General features: G+C 51.0%; 15 protein-coding genes. 3 read left to right on the plus strand and 12 right to left on the minus strand.

What is annotated here, in order from left to right; all coding sequences use genetic code 11:
• Window positions 1–13: 13 nt before the first annotated feature.
• From NQD60_RS01740 to NQD60_RS01770, 7 genes are all read right to left on the minus strand, one after another.
• Window positions 14–385: an SMR family transporter gene (locus tag NQD60_RS01740; protein WP_223693540.1), complete on the minus strand. Its 372-nt coding sequence runs from the start codon at window positions 383–385 to the stop codon at window positions 14–16.
• Between the two features lie 189 nt (window positions 386–574).
• On the minus strand, window positions 575–1,426 hold the full coding sequence (locus NQD60_RS01745) for a hypothetical protein (protein ID WP_257100810.1): 852 nt from the start codon (window positions 1,424–1,426) through the stop codon (window positions 575–577).
• A gap of 31 nt (window positions 1,427–1,457) precedes the next feature.
• Window positions 1,458–3,140 (minus strand): glycosyltransferase family 39 protein, encoded by a 1,683-nt coding sequence (locus NQD60_RS01750; protein ID WP_257100811.1) that lies wholly within the window; start codon window positions 3,138–3,140, stop codon window positions 1,458–1,460.
• Between the two features lie 102 nt (window positions 3,141–3,242).
• Window positions 3,243–3,632, minus strand: coding sequence for an Mth938-like domain-containing protein (locus tag NQD60_RS01755; RefSeq protein WP_257100812.1), 390 nt, complete (start codon window positions 3,630–3,632; stop codon window positions 3,243–3,245).
• Window positions 3,633–3,720: 88 nt separating this feature from the next.
• Window positions 3,721–4,533 carry an orotidine-5'-phosphate decarboxylase gene (pyrF, locus tag NQD60_RS01760; protein WP_257100813.1) on the minus strand — a complete coding sequence of 271 codons (813 nt, stop codon included), beginning with the start codon at window positions 4,531–4,533 and terminating at the stop codon, window positions 3,721–3,723.
• Window positions 4,534–4,813: 280 nt separating this feature from the next.
• Window positions 4,814–5,899 carry an ABC transporter substrate-binding protein gene (locus tag NQD60_RS01765; RefSeq protein ID WP_257100814.1) on the minus strand — a complete coding sequence of 362 codons (1,086 nt, stop codon included), beginning with the start codon at window positions 5,897–5,899 and terminating at the stop codon, window positions 4,814–4,816.
• 345 nt (window positions 5,900–6,244) lie between these two features.
• A complete protein-coding gene (locus tag NQD60_RS01770; protein WP_257100815.1) occupies window positions 6,245–7,504 on the minus strand; it encodes a 2-hydroxycarboxylate transporter family protein in 1,260 nt (419 codons plus the stop codon).
• A gap of 257 nt (window positions 7,505–7,761) precedes the next feature.
• Here NQD60_RS01770 and NQD60_RS01775 point away from each other — a divergent pair, with 257 nt between their 5' ends.
• Window positions 7,762–8,706, plus strand: coding sequence for a LysR family transcriptional regulator (locus NQD60_RS01775; protein ID WP_257100816.1), 945 nt, complete (start codon window positions 7,762–7,764; stop codon window positions 8,704–8,706).
• A gap of 4 nt (window positions 8,707–8,710) precedes the next feature.
• Here the strand turns inward: NQD60_RS01775 and NQD60_RS01780 are convergent, their stop codons facing one another.
• A complete protein-coding gene (locus tag NQD60_RS01780; RefSeq protein ID WP_257100817.1) occupies window positions 8,711–10,015 on the minus strand; it encodes an MFS transporter in 1,305 nt (434 codons plus the stop codon).
• Window positions 10,016–10,307: 292 nt separating this feature from the next.
• Window positions 10,308–11,534: an L-fuconate dehydratase gene (locus NQD60_RS01785; protein WP_257100818.1), complete on the minus strand. Its 1,227-nt coding sequence runs from the start codon at window positions 11,532–11,534 to the stop codon at window positions 10,308–10,310.
• A gap of 427 nt (window positions 11,535–11,961) precedes the next feature.
• On the opposite strand from NQD60_RS01785, the gene NQD60_RS01790 reads away from it, so the two are divergent.
• Together NQD60_RS01790 and NQD60_RS01795 are read left to right on the plus strand one after the other, a co-directional pair.
• On the plus strand, window positions 11,962–13,878 hold the full coding sequence (locus NQD60_RS01790) for an ATP-binding cassette domain-containing protein (protein ID WP_257100819.1): 1,917 nt from the start codon (window positions 11,962–11,964) through the stop codon (window positions 13,876–13,878).
• Window positions 13,879–14,006: 128 nt separating this feature from the next.
• Window positions 14,007–15,992 carry a DNA topoisomerase IV subunit B gene (locus NQD60_RS01795; RefSeq protein ID WP_257100820.1) on the plus strand — a complete coding sequence of 662 codons (1,986 nt, stop codon included), beginning with the start codon at window positions 14,007–14,009 and terminating at the stop codon, window positions 15,990–15,992.
• A gap of 158 nt (window positions 15,993–16,150) precedes the next feature.
• On the opposite strand, the gene NQD60_RS01800 is transcribed toward NQD60_RS01795, so the two are convergent.
• Genes NQD60_RS01800 through NQD60_RS01810 form a run of 3 tightly spaced genes read right to left on the minus strand, consistent with a single transcriptional unit; the run spans window position 16,151 to window position 24,079 of the window.
• Window positions 16,151–19,474, minus strand: a complete 3,324-nt coding sequence (locus tag NQD60_RS01800; RefSeq protein WP_306438075.1) for an AMP-binding protein — start codon at window positions 19,472–19,474, stop codon at window positions 16,151–16,153.
• Complete coding sequence (locus NQD60_RS01805; RefSeq protein ID WP_257100821.1) at window positions 19,440–22,511, minus strand: amino acid adenylation domain-containing protein; 3,072 nt, start codon at window positions 22,509–22,511, stop codon at window positions 19,440–19,442. The genes NQD60_RS01800 and NQD60_RS01805 overlap by 35 nt, the downstream gene beginning before the upstream one ends.
• On the minus strand, window positions 22,508–24,079 hold the full coding sequence (locus tag NQD60_RS01810) for a carbamoyltransferase C-terminal domain-containing protein (RefSeq protein ID WP_257100822.1): 1,572 nt from the start codon (window positions 24,077–24,079) through the stop codon (window positions 22,508–22,510). The genes NQD60_RS01805 and NQD60_RS01810 overlap by 4 nt, the downstream gene beginning before the upstream one ends.

The raw sequence follows: 24,079 nt of genomic DNA on the forward strand, positions 1-24,079 counted from the left end.
CGTAGCCGGCGCATTAACCGCGTGCGAGGACATAAACGCCAAGCAAAATGATGCCGGTACCTACTAAGCGCTGTAACGTCAGCGTCTCACCGAAGAAATAAGCGGCCAGCAGTGCATTCAACACATAGCCAAGCGATAACATTGGATAGGCGATTGACACATCAACTCGTGATAAGCCAACGATCCACACTACAAGGCTGAAAGCATAACAGACCAGGCCGCCGATAATAGGCCATTGCGCCATCAACTGTAGCCCGACGGGTACAATATTTGCTCGGCTGAACTCGAATGGGCTGACGGCATTGACGCCGGCTTTAAGTAAGAGTTGGGCGCTGGTGTTGAGTAACACGCCGCCTAAAATGCAGGATAAAGCGATTCGATTCATGCGCAGGATTCAGGAAAAGGATTAAAGTCGGATTCTAATCCTTTTCTGAGGCAACGCGAGACGGTCGAAAGCAGATCAAGCAATGTGGCTGCATATTGCGCCGTACCTTGGTAATCAGTCCAAGGCTCATAATCATTCGATTACCTGGCGGCTCAGTATTCATTGCTAAAGTAGGCAGGGAGAGCATTCTTAGCTTGGATCTTGAAGAACAGCTGCAAAAAGTTCGTTAAAAGCGCCAGGGTTTGCATTAAATGCTTTTTTCGCTTGCTGAATTTTCTCTAAAGTGAAGCCAACAAAAGAGACCGCACTCTCATTGTTCCCCGTCATTTCCACTAGCCGATCGGTAAGATCAGTGCTTGAAAGAATTTCCGGGACTTGCGATTCACTATCCAATTTATACCCATTTTTTTTCGATAATGCGAAGAAATGGTCAGCCTGATGCACAATTAGGCTTTCATAGCCTTTAAAATTGGGTGGATTGTTTTTATCAAATTCTGTTAGAGCTAATGGGAGTTCTAAATTATAAACTTCATTGACTATCCCAATAACGCGCATTACTTCCTTGAGCTCTCCTAGAATGCCATGGTGTTCTTTATATTCATGGAAATTCATTCTACTAGCATCTTCCAACCTAGACTCATTGAATTCTTTTTCCAATTCCTTTAATTTAGCTTCTTTGCCTTGAGCCGATTTGTAAAACTTCAAAAATGCCTGGTACTGTTTTTCTGTAATATAGTGAGATTTGAATGCTCTATCTTTAGCCGCTTTAGATTGTTTACTGTTATTAGGCGTTTTATCGTTCTTGGCAGCATAAATAAGCATCATATATTTTTCATAAGCCTCCGGTGTGATGAAAATTTCACCTAAAGCTTTATTGACTGCGTCGATAGCGCAGTTGTTTCTGTTGGTTATATCTTCAAAGTAGGAGGGTGTTGTGATCTCAGAGTGTTGAGTTTGCGCCTCCCCTTCCCCACCTCCACCCCCACAGGCAACAATAAATAGTTGAAAAAATATTATTAAAAAAAATTTAAGGGTTTTCATAAAAACCTCATCAGATCTAATTTATTTATCGCTATGCTGGCTTAGCAATAATCACGCGATGCGGATCACGCGCGATCACTCGCATTGGCACTCCGCGCGCAGCAAGTGATTCATAAAGTGACACAGGCAATAATGCAAACGCATACTGCTCTTGTTGCCAGCGTTGAATCCAGAGTTCGAGTGTGGCTACCCATTTGTGCGGTTCTTGCTCAATGCCAAAACGTAGTTCATCTGGATGCTCAACCATGATCATGGTGCGGCGTAAATAAAACGGCATCGTGTGGTCGAGCATCGTGACCGAATAAAACGGCGTATTAGCCGGCGCTTTTAAGAACTCGGCTTGTACGGTGCTGGCGAGTGGGGCGCCAGAGCTTATCCGGCCGAACACGTCATGGGCGTTGCCGGCAATGGTGGTGGCCGCTAACCAGCCGCAGGCATAAACGAATAGTGCCTGCATGGTCGCTGAGGGTTTATTGCGCGCGTTAATCCATGCAGATAGAGCAATGCCGATCAAGGCGGCGGCGAGCGCGAGATAAACCCAGCTTTGATAATTGCGATAAAGTGCATTTTCGGCTGGTGTACTGCCTAAATGGCCCAAATATAATGCGCCGGCGCAGCCAAATATAATGAGTACGGTTTGGCCGATCAGATGACGGCGCCATTGCGTTTTCTCAATCAAAGGTAAATAGCGGCCAAGCAAAAGTGCTAGCGCAGGCGCGATTGGCAAGATGTAGGAAATCAGCTTTGAATGCGAAGCACTAAAGAAAACAAAAATGAAAGTTGACCAAACCAGAAGTAGTTTGACTGGCGAGAAACCATTCGACTGCGGTGAGGATTTTAGTGCATGCCGTACACTTTGCCAAAGGATTGATAGCCATGGCAAAAAACCAATCATGAGCACTGGCACGAAATAATAAAATGCCCCAGGGCGGTTCTGCTCGGGTGTTAAGTAGCGGCGAAATTGCTGAACAATAAAGAAAAACTCGAAAAATGCAGGATGGCGTTGTTGAATCAGCACGAACCATGGCACTGTAATGGCCGCAAAGATCAAGCCGCCGCTTATCAAATGAAGCCGCTTCCAGAGGGCCCAATCGCGCGTGATTAGGGTATATAAAACGAGTACCGCACTGGGTAAGACCGCGCCAATTAATCCCTTACTTAATACCGCCAGTGCGATTGACGCCCAGCACAACCACATCCAATTGCGCATCGCAGTGGCTGAAATCCCTGGACGCTGCGCTAGCAATAACGCACATAAACCTGCTTGCATCCAAAATGCTAACCCCATGTCAAGCACATTGAAATGCCCAAGCAAATTCCAATAGGGCGCAGAGGCAAGTGCGAGTGCTGCAAAAAATCCCGCGCGCGCGCCAAAAATGCGGGCGCCAGTAAACCCTGCTAACAGCACGCCGCTAAAGCCGCACAATGCTGTGTACAGGCGCGCTTGCCAATCGCCAATGCCGAACCAAGCGAACGTCGCGGCGTTAAACCAAGTTTGCAGTGGTGGTTTCTCAAAATAGAGGTAACCATTGTAGCGTGGCGTGACCCAATCGCCGCTTACTAACATTTCCCGCGCTATCTCGGCATAACGACCCTCATCGGACGGCACCAAATGGCGGATATTTAATTGCATAAACCAGATCAGTGCGAAGAGGACGCACAACACAAGCAAAGTCGTGCGGGAGATGGGCTGTGATGAAGAAGTGTCATGCATAAATATATACGCGTAAGGGAGTTAGGATTTGGCTGTCTGAATATGTCGGCTTTTATTGTGTCTCATCGCGCGTTCACTGTAGGACTTACCTTGGCAAGCATCTTAAATCATTTCAATCAGCAGCGCGGCCACGACTTGGCGGCCTTCGGCAACTAAAATATTATAAGTACGGCAAGCTGCATAAAGATCCATCGTTTCAACGCCAATTCTGCGGGCCGTAAGTGTACGAATGAGTTCAGCGGAGGGGAAACGCAGCTGTGCGCCACTGCCAAAAATGACGATCTCAATCTCTTCGGCAGGCGCTGCGGTCGTTAACATGCTGAAATGCTCGTTACTTAAGGCGCTGAATGACGATACTGGCCAGGTTTGTACAGGCGTTTTAGGCCGTACCAGTACGCTGTGAGTGTAACGTTCTCGATTAATCTCAACGTATCCTGCACCATAGGCGGTGATAGTATTGTGCACCGATGATGGGTCTGGGTGTAATTTCAAGACGATATTTCCGAAAAGCCTAAAAAATAAATACGAGCTACAATTTGTCTAAAGGTACCAATGTGAAACGCCATTTAGGCGAGGCTGGTTAACGATATAGATTGATTGCATCACGCGTTTCCCGTGCCGCTTTGCCCGCTGCTGCCGCAAAATCATTGCCATTACTGGCATATAAGATTGCGCGTGAGGAATTGATTAACATACCCAAACCCTGTGCAGTACGCCCAGCTTTGATTGTGGCAGCGATATCGCCGCCTTGCGCGCCTATGCCTGGAATGAGCAATGGCATGTCGCCAACAATCTTGCGTACAGTGGCGATTTCATTAGGAAAAGTAGCGCCCACCACCAAACCAATCTGGCCGTTTGTATTCCATTTCTGGCTCGCATATTCGGCGACAATTTGATAAAGCGGGCGTCCATTGCTTTCAAGAAACTGTAAATCGGAGCCGCCTGGATTAGAGGTCCGGCAGAGCACAATGACGCCTTTATCTTGATAGGCGAGGTAAGGCTCAATCGAATCGAAACCCATATAAGGATTCACTGTAACTGCGTCTGCTTGATAGCGCTCAAAGGCTTCGCGTGCATATTGCTCGGCCGTACTACCGATGTCGCCGCGCTTTGCATCAAGAATGACTGGTAAACCAGGATATTCGGCGTGAATATACGCAATGAGTTGCTCGAGCTGAGCTTCGGCACGGTGCGCGGCAAAATAAGCAATTTGTGGCTTGAAGGCACACGCATAAGTAGCGCTTGCATCGACAATCGTGCGGCAAAATTCAAAAATCTTATCGGAACTTCTCGTGAATGGAGCTGGAAAACGTGCCGGCTCGGGGTCAAGGCCGATACAGAGTAGCGAATCAGTGCGTTGCCAAGCGTGAGTTAGGTTTTGAATAAAGGACATAGCAAAAAGCTCTGGCGATTGCGTAGAAAAAATAAGGGTTGCATACCAATATAAATTGGTTGGCAATTAATCTAATTGGTTAATTTAATGGGTTGTGAGAAAACATGACACAGGTGTTAAATTTAAACAAACTTAGGGAAATTGTAATGGCTATTGCTTTATTTGACACGTTAAAGTTTTGTAAGCGCTTGAAAGAAGCTGGGGTTCCGAGTGCTCAAGCCGAAGCAGAAGCAGAAGTTTTGTCCGAAATTTTTGCGGATATGTTTATGTTCGCAAAAGTTCAGGTGAGCAGCCAGTCGTCAAAACGCGTAATGACTTCCGCTTGGTGTTTCAGCCAATATGAACCATTATTATATAAACCTCGCTTGAGGCTGTCTGGAGATATTTGCAGTAACTTAGCGTGCTTAGGGTGAATATATTTAAGAGCATCAGGCTGAGTGGGCGTGATGGCGTAGGGTGCAAGTAGCGCTTGTCGCTTTGGATGTGAAGCAAATTGAATGAATTGACGACATAGTTCGGCGTGAGGTGTTCCCTTCAAAATGGCCCAACTCTCACAACTATAAATATGTTGATCCCATGCAATCGCAACGGGTGCGCCAGCGTCAATAATCGACTGCGCGCGGGCGGCCCAAACAGAGGTTAAATCTATCTCACCGGACTTTAGCATCTGCTCAGTCTGAGCTCCGCTTGTCCACCAGGCTGCAATGTGCGGTTTGATTTTTTCAAGGCTTTGAAATGCCTGTTCGAGATTGCATGGGTAGACTGTATTTGGATTGACGCCAGCAGCCATCAATGCTTGTTCAATGGTGTCAAAAGGATGCTTGCGAAGACTGCGCCGGCCAGGGAAATTCTGCACATCCCATAGATCCTTCCAGGATTGCGGCGGCTGGCGTTCCTTGAAGGCATCTGTACGGTAGGCAAGCACAGTACTATATATATTTATCCCAACACCATGCGGCAGGATAAAGTGCGGCGGAATCGACGAGATGACAGGATCGTTTTTAAATTCATGCGGCTCTAAATAAGGTGTGTCAGCGGTTAATGACAAAATGGAGAACCGGCTGATAGCGGCCATATCCCATAGATAGCGCTTGGATTCGACCATTGTCCGAATCTGTGCGATAGGCTCGGCAAGTGATGAAACACTGACAATTTTAATGCCGGTTGCTTTTGTAAAAGGCTCGTAAAACGCTTTTTTATAGATCTCTGTGAAAATTCCTCCTGCATCGCGTATGACAATTTTCTTTGAGGTTACTCGAGATGCAGTCCAAATAAATGGAGCCGCAATGACCGCTGCGCCAAACGTCGCGGCTTTCATGACTTTGCGACGATGCAGGCTTTGGAGTGAGCTCTTATTATTAACCATATGTGTATTCTTAATGCGTGGCTGAGAGTTCGGTAGAAGGCTGTATTTAAAGGCGCTGGGCGGCTGAGTTAAAGTGTAATCCTTGCGCCAGTTTTTAATAGAAGTGTGAGCCTCATGTCAGGTCAAGGACTTTTGATCATTGAGGCCTTCAACTTGAAGGTGCTGATTAAAGCTTATGGTTAAGCAAGCCGTTTGGTTTAACCGGTTGTAGCCTAAAAAAGGGGCATTCGCTGCGAGCACTCAAAAATTCTGGTTTTATATTTTATCGTCTTGACTCGGTTTTGAGCAATCATTAAACGATTTTTGAGTGCTGGTATAGCGCAGCATTGTGTCTGCAGATAGTCATTAACTTAAATTGCTTAACAACAAGAGAGCGATGGTAATGGTAAGCGCGCCTCCCAGCCGAGTCGCCATTTGCGCGAATGGCATAAGCTCTAGGCGATTAGCCGAAGTCAGAATGGCCACATCGCCAATGCCGCCCATGCCACTGTGGCACGCATTGAGAATCGCTCCTTCAATCGGGTATAGCCCAACCCACCGGCCTACAAAAAAACCAACCGTAGTGAGGGTCAACACAGTCACAACAATAGTGATGATATTCGCTAAATTAAAAGCTGCTACTAAATCACTCCAGGGAGTAATGGTGACTCCAATCGCAAAAAGTAGAGGGTACGTGACGGTCGTCGAGAAAAAGCGGTAAACTGAGCGTGCGCCATCCTCTAATTTTGGAGAAACCGCATAAGTCAACTTAGCGAGCACTGCCAGAAAGAGCATCGTGACCGGAGCGGGTAAGCCAATCAGTTTATGTGTGAGGATACCTAAGATATAGAGCGTAATCGCGATCATGCCGGCTGCGGCAATATTTTCGACCGAGGCTAAACTTGTATTGTTTTGCTTTAATAATCCGCCATCATCGGCGGCATGCAAACGCCCATTGCCGGTATAACCGGGGCGGCGTTTACCGAGTTGGTTAAGCAAGCCAGCGCAGATAATGGCGGTTAAATTGCCGAGCATCACCGCAGGTAAAACCTGGGCAAAGAGCTGCTGTTGGGGCAGATTCATAATATCGGCATAACCTAGGGTAAGAGGAATCGCCCCTTCACCGATACCGCCAGCCATGATAGGGATGACAATGTAAAAGAAAGTACGGTGTGCATCCAGGCCGAAGGCCATGCCAGTGAGGGTACCTAGGATAGCCGCGGCAATTGAGCCGGCGGCAAGGGGGATAAAGATTTTAGCGAAACCTTTTACGATGGTTAAGCGGTTCATACTAAGAATACTGCCAACGACTACGGAGGCGATAAATAGATACAGGATGTTGGTGGATTGCCAGAAATCGTTGATTGAGCTGACTAACTCGCTGGGCAAGAGTTTGTAGTAAACGAGGCAAGAAGGTAAAAATGTAGTGACAATGACGGGGCCGCCGATTCGGCGTAGAACAGGAATGCGGGCGCCCAATTCGGCACAAGTAAAGCCGAATACGGTGAGTACCGCGATCATGACCGAAATATCGTTTGGAATTTTGTTTAAAGCAAGCAGAACGCTCAGGCAAACAATGATGAGGCAGTATACCGGCAGTGGGACAATACCGACGCGCTGGTCCATACAGTGGTGCCAATTGTCCAACCAGGATTTTTTGCTAGACCGGAGCAATTTTGATGCAGAGACACTAGTTAAGGAAGTATGTTGCATGTATGCGTCCCCTCGTAGGTGCTGCCTATTTTTTTAACACCCTAATTTAAAAAATTTTAAGTTTTAGTTAACCTCAAGTTTCACACTGTAATTAGATAAGTGCTATTAGTCTAATGATTTTTTCTTTAAGGCTGATTCCATTTAGTTATCAAAATTTCTGAGAAATAAATATGCGTACTGCCTCACTCACTTTCCAGGCGCTTAGCAAGCAACTCAAATTTCGGCATTTGATGTTGCTCGATGCCTTGGCGCACACGAAAAATATGCGTTTAGCTGCGGAGCAAATGAATGTGACGCAACCAGCGGCCACTAAAACTTTGCATGATCTCGAAGAGTTAATGGGGGCTTCGTTATTTGATAGATTGCCGCGCGAGATGCGGCCAACTGAATTGGGCGCATTGGTCATTAGCTATGCCCGGCGTGCGCTTAATGATCTCGAAAGATTTGTGAATGAAATCAATGTGAGGAAAGAGGGAGGTTACGGCCATCTCGTCATTGGAGCTATCCCTGCTTCATTTGGTAATATTGTGACCGCTGCCATCAAAGCTATCAAACAACGGCGCCCATTACTAACCATTAAGCTTTTTGAGCAAAGTAGTGATCAATTACTTATTGGGCTTGAGCAGAAAAAATTCGATTTCATTATTGGGCGTTTCACCGAAAACCGACAGAAAGAGATTTTTAATTTTGAGAGTCTGATTGATGAGACGCTGTGGGTTGTTGTCAATGGACAGCATCCGCTTCTTAAGAAAAAGAAATTGAGCATAAATGAATTGGGAGATTGGCCATGGATTTTGCAGCCTGCCTCTAGTCCATCTCGTCAGCTGATGGAAGAAAGCTTCTCGCAAGCCGGTATGGCAATGCCCGCGAATCTGACTGAAACACCTTCGGCTTTCCCGATGCTGCAACTTTTACAGTCTAGTGAGATGGTTACCTTACAGCCGCGCTCAGCGGTGAGTGAATATGTTAAACGCGGAATATTAGGGCGCTTGCCGATCAAATTTGATCGTAAACTGAGCCCTTATGGGATAATCACTCACAAAGAAGATATCGTGTCTGGCAGCGCACAGGAGTTTATTGTTACGCTGCATGAAATCGTGCGTAAAATGCATTAAGCACTTAGTTATTTTTGCTCACAATAGGGCTGATTAACAATAATACGCCAATGACTCCGGCAATGGCTAAGGCCAACAGGCCAGCACGTTGGCTTTCGAGTAGTATTTCAACTGCTGTTTTGAGATTTGGCGCAAGGAACCCGCCGAGGTTGCCTAGTGCATTAATCAGTGCAATCCCCCCTGCTGAAGGGATACCGCCAAGGTAGCGAGTGGGCAGGGTCCAGAATAGCGGTTGCACTGCAACAAAACCAGATACTGCAATGCAGGAAGCAATTAATGCCAAGATCAGGTTTGTGCTGAAAATTAAAGTTGCAATTCCCAGTACCATCATGATTAGCATACCAATAGCGAACTGCTGATGGCAATTAGTACGATCGGCGTATCTTATTACAAAATACATCACGATGACCGCACATAGCCAGGGAATTGCGGTTAGCAAACCGACTGCGGTACCAACGTTCGAATCGAGTAAACTGGCAATGTGCGTTGGTAGATAGAAAATAATGCCGTATACATTGAGTTGGATAATAGAATAAATGAGCGCCAACCGCAGTACGCGCATATCAGTGAATGCTGAAAATAATGTTTTTGGGCCTGACAAGAGTTTTTGTTGATTTTCATGCGCAAGTTTACTTTCAAGCACTTCTTTCTCGGCCTCAGTCAACCATTTTGCCTTGTGCGGTCGATCGACAAGATAAAAAAATGCAATCACGCCGATTACTACGGCCGCGAATCCTTCAACGAGAAACATCCATTGCCAGTTTTTGAGCCCAAACACATGACCCATGTCTAGTAACATTCCTGATATAGGGCTGCCAAATAGTAATGCGAGTGGTAATCCGAAATAGTAAATACTGAGTGCCCGCCCACGCTGTTGGGCAGGAAACCAATAGGTTAAATACAGGATCACGCCGGGAAAAAATCCCGCTTCTGCTACCCCGAGCATGAAGCGTAATGCGTAAAAAGTCATTTCATTCTGGACAAACATCATTGCGGCTGACACAAAACCCCAGACCACCATAATCCGGCTTAGCCATAAACGCGCGCCAACGCGATGCAAAATTAAATTACTTGGGATTTCAAAACAGGCGTAGCCGATGAAGAAAATGCTTGCACCAAAGGCAAAAGCAGCGTTACTGATACCAACATCGGCTTGCAATACATTTTTGACAAAGCCAACGTTAGAGCGATCGATGATCGCAATTGCAAACATCAGAGCAACAAAAGGAACAAGCCTCATGCGGCTCTTTGCAATGGCGCTGGCTAAATGCTCACGGTTATTTTTGTGGATCATTTTTACCCCTTTCACTAATTTTCCCGGAGGAAGGGAAGGCTCTATTTTTTACTGCTAATGCCACAGTCGACTGCTTCTAGCAAATCATTGACAATAGTTAATATAGATGATCTTACGTTTTTTGTTGTATTTTTCTTGCTGAGGGAGTCGTTATGCCGACCCGCTGAGCAATCCAGGCTGTTGCAAAGGGAGTCAGAATATAGCTGAAGCATGATGATCTCCTGATATCAACTTATAAAATAGCTAGCATCAAAACGATTAATTCGGTCTAAATTGGGATGGGGGGTCATCGCCGTGCTTTGTCGAATCACTGCTTCCATTCCGCCCCTTGCGGAAACTCAAAGCGATTAAGTGACTCTGTATGCATGGTGATGCTATAACCGGGTTTTTCTGGTGGCATATAATGCCCATTCTTGATTGCAACCGGTTCGATGAAATGCTCATGCAGGTGGTCTACATACTCTAGCATACGATTTTCGAGGGAGGCAGACACCCCGATGTAGTCAAATATTGAGATGTGTTGCATGTATTCACATAGCCCCACGCCACCCGCATGTGGACAGACTGGGACGCCAAATTTCGCAGCCATCAGAAGCACAATAAGTACTTCATTTAAACCGCCAAGCCGTGCTGCGTCAACCTGGCAGAAATCGATTGCACCGGCTTGTAACAATTGCTTAAACATTACGCGATTATGTGCATGCTCACCAGTGGCTACGCCAATGGGTGCAATGTTAGCGCGAATTCGAGCATGGCCGAGAATGTCATCCGGGCTAGTTGGCTCTTCAATCCACCATGGTTTAAATTCAGCTAAGCGACGCATATTCATAATCGCTTCATCAACATCCCACACTTGATTTGCATCCATCATGAGCGTACGTTGCCAGCCGATTTCTTCTCGTAACATACGTGCCCGTTTAATGTCTTCCTCAATGTCACCGCCGACTTTTTGTTTAAAATGTCTCCAGCCTTGTGCTATACCTTCGCGTGCAAGATGACGTGTTTTTTCTTCAGAATAGCCAAGCCATCCGGCTGATGTTGTATAGGCTGGATAGCCGTTTTCACGCATTTCGCGTTCACGCGCAGCGCGGGTAGGAGCGTGGCGTTGCAGTATTGCCAACGCCTCGTCAGGTGTTATGGCATCTGTTACGAAGCGGAAGTCTAAACAGCGAATAAGCTCTTCCGGGCTTAGGTCCATTAATAATTTCCATACGGGTTTGCCTTGTGATTTAGCCCATAGATCCCATACAGCGTTAACCACGGCAGCTGTTGCAAGGTGGATTGCGCCTTTTTCGGGCCCGATCCAACGTAGCTGGCTATCGCTTGTGGTGATATGCCGCCAGAATTTGCCCATATTCGCTGTGATTTCTTCTAGTGTCAGTCCAACTATGAGCGGAGCGAGGGATTTGACGGCCGCCACGCAAATCTCATTGCCTCGGCCAATGGTGAACGTTAGCCCATGCCCTTCGAGACCTGCAGGACTATCCGTCTTAAGCACCACATAAGTCGCAGAATAGTCAGGAGCCTTATTCATGGCATCGGAGCCATCAAGCTCACGGGAAGTTGGGAAGCGAATGTCTCGGACGATAAGATTGTTGATGGTCGTATTTATAGCCGCACCTTTGAATCAGAAAACTAAAAAATTTCGCGCCTTTTGCGCCCAGCTGAAAAAGTACTAAGTGACCTTCCTTTTAAGCTGCTACGATAGCGCGCTGAGCATACATTGATGGCTTCAAACGTATGGGTGTCATATAAAATATGGTAACACGAGATCCTAATGGTTTTTATTAAAGACTTAACGGAGCGTATAGAGATTGGCCCTGTACGTCATGGCTGCGGTGCTTTTCATGGTGGCTCTGCTCACGCTGATGGTGCCAGCGAAGCTGGTTAATCGCTAACAAACTTAGACCTGGGGAAAAGGCGGGCGGTACAATGTCTGTTTTATTGGAATTACCGCTGCTATGTCGCTCTTTTCTATTACCGGTGCGCAACTTGCGTTTGGCCATGTTGCGCTGCTGGACCGTACAGATTTCTCAATTGAAACTAATGAGCGCGTTGGCCTGATTGGTCGCAATGGGGCCGGTAAATCGTCGCTGCTGAAAATCGTAGCGCAGCTGATTGTGCCTGATGATGGTGTGAGCGCGCGGCAGCAGGGTCTAGTCACGGCGTATGTGCCGCAAGAACCTGTCTTCGCCGATGGCGAAACGGTGTTTGAGGCAGTGGCCTCAGGGCTTGCCGCCGGCCGTGCGTTGCTTGACGAATTTAATACTGTGACTGCGCAGTTGGCCGAAACACATGAACCGAGCCAATATGATGCACTGCTGGTGCAAATGACAAACCTGCAAGCCAAACTGGATGCAGCGGATACATGGCAGTGGTCTGCGCGGGTTGAGACTCTTTTGACTCAGTTGGCGTTGGATGGCAATGCGCTTGTGCAGACTCTCTCGGGAGGCGGGCAAAAACGCGTCGCGCTGGGTGCGGCGCTGGTGGCGCGCCCTGATTTATTATTGCTTGATGAGCCAACGAATCATCTTGATTTTGACGGCATGCGCTGGCTTGAAGAATTACTCATTTCACAACGCGCCAGTGTCTTGTTCATTACCCATGATCGGTCTTTTCTTGATCGGGTGGCGACCCGCATTGTTGAATTGGATCGCGGCCGCTTACTCTCTTTTCCAGGTAATTTTGGCGCTTATCAGGTTCAAAAAGCACAGCAGCTAGAAGTTGAGCGCATCGAGAACGCAAAATTCGACAAACTACTTGCGCAGGAAGAGGTGTGGATTCGTAAAGGGGTTGAGGCGCGTCGCACGCGTAGCGTAAGCCGGATTGGGCGCTTAGTTGAAATGCGCACAGAACGCTCCCAGCGGCGCTCAGTGCAAGGCAATCTCAAACTGAATGCCAGCCAAGCAGAAAAGTCAGGCAAGTTGGTGGCGGAACTCAATGAAGTGTCAAAGAGCTATGACGCGCGTGTGCTGATTAAAGACTTTTCAGTGACCGTGACGCGCAGCGACAGGATTGGTTTAATCGGTCCGAACGGGGCCGGCAAAACAACGCTATTGAAGCTTATCCTTGGTACTGTGCCACCAGATCAAGGCCAGGCGCGTACCGGCACCCAGTTACATATTGCGTATTTTGATCAGATGAGAGCGCGACTCGATCCTGAGCAAACCCTGCTTGAGACAATTAGCCCAGGCAGTGAGTGGGTCGAGATCAATGGGAAAAAAAAGCATGTAATGAGTTACCTAGGTGATTTTCTATTTGCGCCTGAGCGCGCGCGCTCACCTGTAAAGTCCCTATCAGGCGGCGAACGTAACCGGTTGTTGCTGGCACAGCTTTTTGCCCGCCCCTCGAATGTGCTCGTATTGGATGAACCGACTAATGATCTGGACATTCCGGCGCTTGAGTTGCTTGAGGAATTACTCGCCGAGTATGATGGCACGGTGTTATTGGTGAGTCACGACCGGACTTTTCTCGACAATGTTGTAACCTCAGTCATTGTGGCTGAAGGGGGCGGCGAGTGGCGCGAATATGTGGGCAGTTTTACAGATTGGCAGATTCAACATGCGCGCGCAGCGCAAAGTGCACCAGCCGGAGCGACCAAGAATACAGGTACTCCCGCATCCAAAGACCGTGCGGCAGATCGTCCTATACAGCGTGCGCTTAAACTGTCTTACAAGCAGCAACAAGAGTTGAGTGCCTTGCCCGCTAAGATCGCGGCGCTTGAAGCCGAACAAAAGGCAATCAACGAACAACTTGTAGAAGGCTCGATTTTTATGCAAGATGCGCAACAAGGCGCGCGACTGGCCGAGCGTCATGCGGAGATAGAAGATGAATTACTCGCGGCACTCGAACGCTGGCAGGCGTTGGAAGCAAAATAGAAAAGCGAGGATCTCACTTAAACTCTAAGCCAAGTGTTGTTTAATGAATGACAAACTCTTGCGAATCCAACGATAAAGTTTGCTTAAACATTTGTAAAAAATACGCTACATTTTTATCCTTTTTCCTCATGGCTATTAAAAGAAATCTCCCTGCATATAGCGAAGCGTCGATTAAAGTATTGAAGGGCTTGGAGCCGGTCAAACAGCGGCCAGGCATGTATACCCGTACTGAGAACCCTTTGCACATTGTGCAAGAGGTGATCGATAACGCCTCCGATGAAGCGCTTGGCGGTTATAGCCGGCAAATTATTGTCACTTTGCATATTGATGGTGCGGTGAGCGTTGAGGATGATGGGCGGGGTATTCCATTTGGCTTGCATCCTGAAGAAGGCACGCCGGTGGTTGAACTCGTCTTTACACGGCTTCATGCGGGCGGGAAGTTCGATAAAGCGGCAGGCGGCGCCTACACTTTCTCGGGGGGGTTGCATGGCGTCGGCGTGTCAGTGACCAATGCATTATCGACGCGGCTAGACGTCACTGTATGGCGAGAAGGTAAAGTTGCACAAATTGGTTTTGTGCATGGTGAACTCGCGCAGCCGTTAACTGTGCGCTCAGTTGGTCGCGGTGAAAAAAAATGCGGCACGCGAGTCACCGCATGGCCGGACCCGAAATACTTTGATGCTGCACATTTGCCAGTAGGAGAGTTGCAACGGTTACTACGTTCAAAAGCAGTTTTATTACCAGGTGTTGAGGTTTGCCTCGTTATTGAAAAAACTGGCGAGCGGCAACGCTGGCAATATGAAGATGGCTTTCGCAGTTATTTACAAGAGGGGCTAGCGGGCGCTGAGCTACTCATCCCCCTTTTTGAAGATGAGCGTTTTGTTGGCGCAAACCGTAACGGTGACGAGAATTTCGCCGAAGGGGAGGGCGCCGCCTGGGTGGTTGCTTGGAGCGAGGAAGGTCCGCTGGTGCGTGAGTCCTACGTCAATCTGATACCGACTTCCGCCGGCGGCACTCATGAAGCTGGCTTGCGCGATGGCCTGTTTCAGGCAATTAAGGGTTTTATCGAGCTGCATAGCCTGCTACCAAAGGGGATTAAATTACTGCCGGACGATGTGTTTTCGCGCGTTTCATTTTTGCTCTCAGCCAAAATCCTTGATCCACAATTCCAGGGGCAGATTAAAGAGCGTTTAAATAGCCGCGATGCGGTGCGTTTGGTTTCATCTTTTGTGCGTCCTGCGCTTGAATTATGGTTGCACCAACATGTTGAGTACGGCCGTAAACTGGCCGAATTAGTCATTCGACAGGCACAGGCTCGTACGCGTGCTAGCCAGAAAGTAGAAAAACGCAAAAGCTCTGGGGTGGCGGTGTTGCCAGGCAAGCTCACGGATTGCGAATCGACGGAGATCGCGCGCAACGAGTTGTTTCTGGTTGAGGGAGATTCTGCTGGCGGCTCCGCTAAAATGGGGCGCGATAAAGAATTCCAGGCGATTTTGCCCTTGCGTGGCAAAGTGCTGAATACTTGGGAAATGGAGCGTGAGCGGCTCTTTGCGAATAATGAAGTGCACGATATTGCGGTCGCCATTGGGGTGGACCCGCATGGGCCGGCTGATACGCCAGATTTATCGGGTTTGCGCTATGGCAAGATCTGTATTCTGTCCGATGCAGATGTGGATGGCTCACATATCCAAGTATTATTGATTACTCTTTTCTTTAAACACTTTCCGCAACTCATCGCGCGCGGTCATTTATGTATTGCACAGTCGCCGTTATTTCGGGTTGATGTGCCTGCGCGTGGCAAAAAGCCAGCGCAAAAACTATATGCTTTGGATGACGGTGAACTTGTTTCTATTCTCGATAAGCTGAGCAAAGATGGGGTGCGGGAGCAACAATGGAGCATTAGCCGCTTTAAAGGGCTAGGCGAAATGAGCGCTGAGCAGTTGTGGGATACGACGATGAACCCTGATACTCGGCGTTTGCTGCCAGTTGCTCTGGGCGCGCTGGGGTTTGAGGCGACGGTAGACATGATGACGATGTTGATGGGCAAGGGTGAAGCGGCTGCGCGGCGTGGCTGGCTTGAAGAGAAGGGGAATGAGGTTGAAGCAGACGTTTAAGGTTATGGCAAAATAGCGGCCGCCTGCACAATTTATCAGATTGAGACAGGGGGTAGCGGACTGTAGGCAACAAGCGTACGGACACCTCCCCGCCACGTTTGAAATCATCGTCGTAAATAAACCATCGACTTGTCTGGCGAGGCCACCCGGCATAGGCCTCATGGACGAGGTGGTTCGTCGAGGAGAAGGTGTTGTAGCAGCAGCGCGTTGGCCTCTATATTCTCCCGCCCGATGACGGTGTTGTGGTGGCCGACAGCGAGATAGCTGGTGACGGTGGCGTCGGTGAATTTTGCCCAGGCGCATGATGGGTCCGTTCGCATCGAGTGGCTCAGCACCAAGGCAATGGGGGCAGCAATTCGCTCATGCTCGTATGCCTGGTAATGGGCTCGGGTGTAAGCTTCGATCCGCGCGAGGGTTTCAGGTGTGTGCGCTAGCGGCCCAGTGACGCTGTTTTTCGTAAAATCAAGCGCATCAATTTCGCTAAATCCGGCTTCGCCACACCGTGGTTCGGAATCAATGAGCACCAGGCGTACGACATTAAGCGAGCGGCGTTCCAACTCGAGCGCTACTTGATGGGCAAGGTTGCCGCCCGCAGAATAGCCGCAAAGTATCACCGGCTTACCCGCTGTTATCCGAACGATGGTGTCAGCGTAGCGAGTGACGCGATCCGGTTGAGCAATGAAGTCAAACGCAAACAGCTGCGCGTGCTCAATGCGTTCGGCAAGCGGCGCAAACACCCAACCGAGCCCGGTGATCGGAGGAAAGCAGAAGATGGCTTGGCCGAGTCCTTCCTTTAGGAAGCGGCCGATTGCTTCGTCGGCGATGGTTGCATGGGTCGAAATCAGTTGCGCGTGGCCGCGCACAGTGCAATCGCGGTGTAGATCGGCCAAGGACGGCGCATAGCCGAATGCCTGCCTTAAGAGGCTTTGCAACATGACTAGGGCGAGGCTATGGCCGCCGACCAAAAAAAAGTTGTCGTCGACGGTGAGCGCCCGTTCGCCTAATACCCGGGTCCAAGCTTGCACCACCTGCCGCTCGGTCGGATCAGTGGGGATTTGCGCAACTGTCTTGGCCGTGGTATTCAACGGTAATGCGCTCAGCGCTGTACGATCAAGTTTGCCATGGGCACTGCGTGGCAATTCGCTGATGCGGATGAAGCGACTGGGCACCATTGCTGTGGGCAGCTTGTTCGCAAGTAGAACGGTCAGGCGGCTATCGTCCGGGATATTGTTGCCTGTAACAAAAGCGAGCAGCTGCCGCTCTGCCGCTACGGTGCGGCAGACGGCTGCGGCGTCGTGCACGCCGGGGAGAGTGCGCAGATGGGTTTCGATCTCGCCGAGAGTCATGCGGTGGCCGCGGATTTTCACTTCGTCGTCCTGCCGACCCATTAGCTCGATTTGACCGTCTTCACGTTGCCATGCAAGGTCGCCAGTGCGGTACATGCGCCCGCCAGGATGAAAAGGATCGGTAACGAACCGTTGCGCAGCCAGCGTTTCATTACCTATATAGCCGATGCCCACGCCTTCGCCTGCGATGCATAATTCACCCACGGCGCCGGCTGGCAACAGACGTCCCGCGCTGTCGAGAATGTAGCAGCGGTTATTGTAGATGGGTCGCCCAATGGGTAGCGTTGTGGTATCAAGCAGTTCCTCCGGTCGCCATGCGCCGGCGGTGGCAATGTCTGCGCATTCAGTCGGGCCATAGATATTAGCGAAGTTTGAGAGCTGGCAGGCTGATGAGCTGAGCCAGTTGCGTAGCCGGCCAAGATCAGGCTTTTCACCACCGAGCGCTAGTACTTGCAGTCCGGATAGCTGCTCATATCCACCCGCCGCGGCCAGATCGACTAGAGGGTAGAACTGGCTGGGCACGCCGGGATTGAGGACATTTATTTTTTCCCGGTGCAGGATATTCAGCATGAGCTCTGGGTCGTAAGAGGTCTCTGGATAAGTGACGATGGTGGCCCCTGAGGCAATCGGCGCTAGGTAATTCTTAATTGAGGCGTCGAAGCTGCTGGCGATCACTTGATAGACTCGTTTGCCCGGCGCTAACGCGCAGAACTCTATATACCAATTGCAAAGATTAACCAGAGACCGCATCGAGTTGACGACACCTTTGGGCGTACCCGTGCTGCCAGAAGTAAAGATGATATAGGCCTTGCCCTGTGGGTCGCTAGCATGAACCGCGGGCACCTTGGTGTATGGCTCCAATGCGCGTCGGTCCAAACGCCGCCGGCGGCGCGATCCGAGTGGCTGTGCCGCACAGCGCTGCCGCCTCAGGTGCAGTATACAATCGAAGCTGTAAGCCGTCAGTTCGTTCTGAGCGCGCGCTGCCATGGGCGTGATCTCAACCTTGACGATCTCTGGGAATTCATGCTGGAGGTCAAGCAGGAATTCGCGTGCTACGAACAGTGCATCGTCACTTTCGGCCTGCGCTCCAGTGGCGGCGTAGGCATCGCGCATGCTAGCGTCCCAAAGGTGGCCTAGGAACACCACCGCTTCGTTGGCGCATAGCGCCAATGCTTCGGCAATCACTTGCCGCAGATAGCTGTAGCCGCTAAAGCTCTGTACTACACTGTTAAGGATAATGACGTTGAACTCGCTCTCGCCGAGGTTTTTCAAATCGTGGGCAGCTAGATGGTGAAAGCGAATCTGATCTAGGCCCCGCTGTCGCGCACTTGCTGCTGCTGTGTCGATCATCGAGCTGGAGAGATCAGTAGCGAAATAGCTGCCTACCAAAGAGGCTAGGGCGAACAGCGTTAGCCCGGAGCCGCAGCCGATTTCCAGCACCTTAGAGTCTGGCCTAAGATGAAACGCGAGCTTTGTTCGGACGTTGTCGGCATAATCCTGCATGACCCACTCTGGGAGCTGTTCGCCAGTGATGGCACTGCGCCAGCCGCCGCCACTGATGGCGTCGTCGGCGGTCTCAGCGATATGGTCCCATAGCCCCTCGTCCATACGGAGCTTGCGCGGCTCCGTTTCACTGTCAAGGTCGTCACTGTCCAGGCAGAGGATGGTAGCGAGCTCAGGACATTCCCACAGATGCGCCTGCGCTAGGTGGACGTGGTGGCGGCTGCACAGCAAGATGGGTGTAGCGGTTAGACGCAGCATCATCTGTTGCCTGCGGAGTGGGAAGGCTGGGTTGAGCGGGGTATAGATCGCGCCTGCGCGTAGAATACCCAGCAATGCTGTGAGTAGCGTGAAGGAACGTTCCGCCAGCACTGCGACTGGGGCTGCTCCAACTTTACTGTCCAGCAGGAAGGCCGCAATTCTGTTCGATTCCCGGTCCAATTCGCAGTAGCTGTATTGCCGACCCTGTTCGATTAGGGCGATGGCGTTTGGCATTGCCTGGGCCTGCTGCGCGAACAACCTATCAATAGTCGTTTCGGGGATGGGACGATCAGTGTGATTGACGTTCGTCTCAAGGTTCGGTAACTCAAACAATGAAATGTTAGACAGTTTCATGCGTTTTTTCTTGGTGGTCATGTGTGGCAAGCCGATCCATCAGGTCGAGGAAGGCGTGAAGCCAGCGTTGCGCCTGAGCAGGGACGACCGTGGCAGTGCTGTATTCCAGCGCTAATTCTAATGCCTCGCCGTTAGGGTAGACGTTCAATGATAGATCGAATTTTGCCTGGCCAAAGGAGAAATCAAAGCGCTCTAACTGGTCGCCAATGACCACAGGCAAGGGCGACTGTTGGCCATTGGCGACTTTCTCATAGCTTTGCCACGCGAACAGTATATTGAAAGGAGGACCCCCGCCAGGAACCAGTTGGGCGGCCATGGTATCCAGTGGTAGGGACTGGTGTAGTAAAGTTTCGCGCATCTGGCGTCCGACCTGTTCGTAGATGCTGGTCAGCGCGGCGTCTTCCGCTAGCTTGATGCGGATCGGGACGACATTGACGAAGCAGCCGAGGCAGCGGTCAAAGGCTCCATGGGGTCGATTGGCAACGCCCATGCCAACGCACAGATCATGCTGCAGTGTCAGCCGGTTTAGCAGGATTAGGTAATGAGATAGCACAATAACCGCTGGCGTGACCGCGTGGTGCTGCGCTATAGAGTCGATCAGCTGCTTGAGTTTAGGCTTGACAGTGAGCCGGACCTGTCCTCCGCTGGCGGAATCGTTGCTGATGCCGCTCGACGGCAACACAATTGGCAGTGGCGGTGGGGTCAATACGTCTTGCCAGAACCGCATGTCGTCTGATCCGTCGCGAGTTTGCTCCCAGTGAGCGAAGTCGACATAGGGGCGCACGGCTGCAAGCTTGGCGTTTGGGTTGTGATAGAGTTGGTTGAACTCCTCTAGAAGGACCGAAATGGCCCAACCATCCGCCTGGCAGTGGTGCAAAACCAGCAGGAAATGCCAGCGGTCTTGCGCTAGTCGGAGTAGGCGCAAGCGGAATAGGGGGGCATGGGCGAGCTCAAAGGGGCGCCTGGACTCCTCGGCAGCAATCAACCTCGCTTGCGCCTCAGAATCGGTGGCAGCGCTCAGATCGTCGACCGCAAAAGGAAAGTCGATGTCATCGTGTATCAACTGTCGCAACTGGTTATCGCGTAGTACCAAAGAAGTACGCAGGGCAGGGTGCCGCGCCATCAACTGGTGCATAGTAGCGTGCACCCGAGCGGGGTCAAGCTCCCCCGTTTCTCGGTAGACAGGCACGTTGTAAAGATGGCTATTATCGCCAAGCTGGGTCAGATACCACAGCCGCTTTTGGGCCGATGAGGCGATATAATCGTCCCCTGGCGGCGCGCAGGCGAGTTCCGCGCTGATGGTGCGCTGTTCCATCAGTTGTTGCTCTAGTTCGGCTAGGGTGATATTGGAGAGCACTGCCTCGAGCGAGACCTCGGACTGGAAACGGCTGCGCATCGCCGCGACCAGCCGAATCGCTGCGATACTGTCTCCGCCCAGCGCTAGGAAACCGACATGTGGATCGGCTTTAACCCCACCCAACACTTCTTGCCAGAGATGCGCGACGGTTCCGGACGCGCCTTGCTGAACAACCTCTGGCCCGCTGTCCGTGAGCAAAGAGATGAGCATTTCTCGGTCTACCTTGCCGTTGTGCGTTAGGGGCAAGGCCGGGCCGAGATGGACAAAAGTGCCGGGAACCATATAACTAGGTAATAACTGGATTGCCTGGGCGCGTAAGCGTGTGAAGTCAGGCGGCGCGTCAGCGGCGACAAAAGCAATCAGCCGGCCGCCATGCTCACGCTGCTGATAAAGGGCCGCGAACTGATAGAGGCCATTGATGGATTTTAGCCGCTCTTCGATCTCCTCAAGCTCCACCCGCTGGCCCGCGATCTTGACTTGATTGTCTCGCCGGCCACGAAATTCCAGCATGCCATTGGCGCTAAAGCATCCCAGGTCGCCCGTGCGATACATCACTCCGCTACCCGCGTGGTGGTTGTACACGAAGGTACGGGCGGTGGTCTCTGGCCGGTTCAGATAACCGCGGGCAAGGGCGATGCCGGTTAAATAGATCTCGCCGGTGGCGCCTGACGGTAGGATCTCTTCCTTCTCGCCAAGGATTAAGACCTCAGTGCCGGGCAAGGCTCGGCCGAGCGGGATCCGGTCTAGTGTGGCGATCATGTCGGCCTTAATGACGAAACAGGTCGAGTCCACACAGTTCTCAGCGGGTCCGTACATATTGACCAATTCTAGGTGTGCAAACGCTGGTTCAGCAAAAAGCCGCCGAACCAGTGGCAGCGGCAGCGCTTCGCCGCCGGTGACGATGCGGCGTAGCCACGGTGCGGTGCGGATCAGTCCGTTCTCCAGCAACAGAGCCAGATGGCTGACCACTACGTTGATTTGAGAAATTTGGTGGTGCTCTATGTAAGAGACTAGAGCAGCCGGATCTTGGCGCAACTCGTCGGGCACGATGTGTAGGCTGCACGCTCCGGTCAGGGCCGAGAACACCTGCTGTACGACCACGTCGAAGACGAAAGGTGCGCTCAAGATCTCCTTATAATCTGCGTTCGCTTCACGGTATAGTATGCCTTTAACTGCTGTCACCAGGTTTGCCAGCGGCCCATGTTCCATCAGTACGCCTTTAGGCCGCCCGGTAGAACCCGAGGTGTAGATCACGTAAGCCAAATCAGCTGGCGTAGGTTGGACCATGGCCGTTGGTCGTTGCCCCGTGTCGGCAATGTCAATGCGGGGCCCCGACCATGCCGGGTCAGGCATGCCCGCAGTCGTGACTAACGCCCGGCAGCCTGCATCTTCCAGGATAAGATTGAGCCGTTCAGTGGGCCAGGAAGGGTCAAGTGGGAGAAAAGCTCCGCCCGCGAGCATGCAGGCCAGCATCGCGGAGGGCATAGAGCGGTCACGCGGTAGCAGCAGGCCGATCCGATCTTCCCGGGTAAAGCCGGGCAGCCTAGACAGCTGACCGGCGAGGACTGTCGCCGCCTGCCACAGCTGGCTAAGTTTGACTGAGCCGCGGTGATCTATAATCACGGGATGATCAGGAATACGGACGCACGCTTCGGCAATACGATGAACAACCGTATCTGAGACGGGGATGATCGGTGTCATGAAAGGCGCCGACGGTAAAAATGGTTGCCGACAACAAACCCATCCATGCCTGTGTTCTCCACATAGGTGATGAGATCACTCATGCGGTTGATAAAGCCGCGTCCGTTGAAGTTGAGGGAAGTATTGCATAGCACGCCATAGCCGGTGCGCTGGGAAAAAGCGTTGAGTAAGCGGTACATCGGCGGATTTTGGCTAGCATTGACGGTTTGAACCCGACAGGTATTATCCACATGAGTGACGGCGCCTAACTGAGCATCGCGCACGTGGTGGAAATGCAGCATATACGGGCTTGGACTCGCACCGTCGAAATGACGAGTTGCCTCCTCCTCTAGACAGATGCAGGCAACGGGACGGTAGCCCTCGCGTTTTTTGATGGCATTCAGCCTGTCGCGTGTCTCAGCGGAGAAAGGCGCGGCGAGGATAGAGCGGTTGCCGAGTGCCCGCGGCCCCATTTCGTACTGGCCCTGGACCCAGGCGATAATGCCACCCGTCGCGATAAAATTCGCTACCACGTTTTCGTCCAATGGTTCAGCAGTGAAGGTATCATTGGGGCAGGGAATATCCTCGACAAAGTTCTCGCCAGCGTAGACGCTCCAGTGCTCTATCTTGGCGTTGCCGGTTAGGCGGGCCTGAGCTTCAACTGCGGTTCCGAGGGCCGAACCGGTATCGTTGGTGCAAGGGGGAACAAAAACATCAGCGAATAGGCCGCTATCGTGCCAGCGGCTATTCCATTCGCAATTTAGGCCACAGCCGCCGCTGATTAACAAGGGTAGGCCTTTGGTCAGGTGCTTGCGGGCGAATTCATAGAAGCGGTTGTAGATCATATCGGAGAAATGACCGGCCAGTTCCATGAAGGCCGGATCGGTGACCCCAATATTGTAGTATCGTGACCAGGAAAATTCGTCTTTGGCTATGTTTTTGACCAGACCATCTGCTTGGATTAGAGCGTCGAGCAGCCGGCGTCCGTCATCGTCCAGTGGTGTGCGTTTTGAGAAGGCGGCTAGGGCCATTAGCTTGCCGGCGTTGGAAAAACGGAAATGCCCCTTGAGTGAAGGAAAGGTAGGATCGGCGATACCAAAGAGCTGAGCGTATTTGTTACCCGGATCCACCAGCGGCCAACCGAGCCGGGTGACCGAAAGATCGGCGCCGATCTCATAAAAGCAACCGAGATTCCCCTCCCAAACCAGGGCATAACACGGTTCTCCCTGCGGGAAAGGGGAGAGGCCGTAACTGCAGAAAATATGCGAGCGTTCATGGGTCGAGGTAAAGAGTTGGATGTCGCGTCCCATAAAACGCATCGAGGAAAGGCGGCCACAGTCCTCTGCCCAGCCGAAATAGCCGCCGTTCACGGGTGGTTCGACCGAATGCCATCCCTTGACCCAGCCACTGACGGCTATGACGTCGGGAATACCTTCAAGATATTTGCCGGCACGCACCAGAAGATCCGCCGTGATTGTCTCGTAGCGAGGGAAAGAATCTTTCTCTGCTTCAATCTGCCACCGCAGTGCATGATCTTCTAAGAGTGCGAAATTGCCATCATGGCCTGCCTTCATTGCTAAAATTTGCAT

The organism is Mycoavidus sp. SF9855, assembly GCF_024582735.1.
Classification (GTDB): domain Bacteria; phylum Pseudomonadota; class Gammaproteobacteria; order Burkholderiales; family Burkholderiaceae; genus Mycoavidus.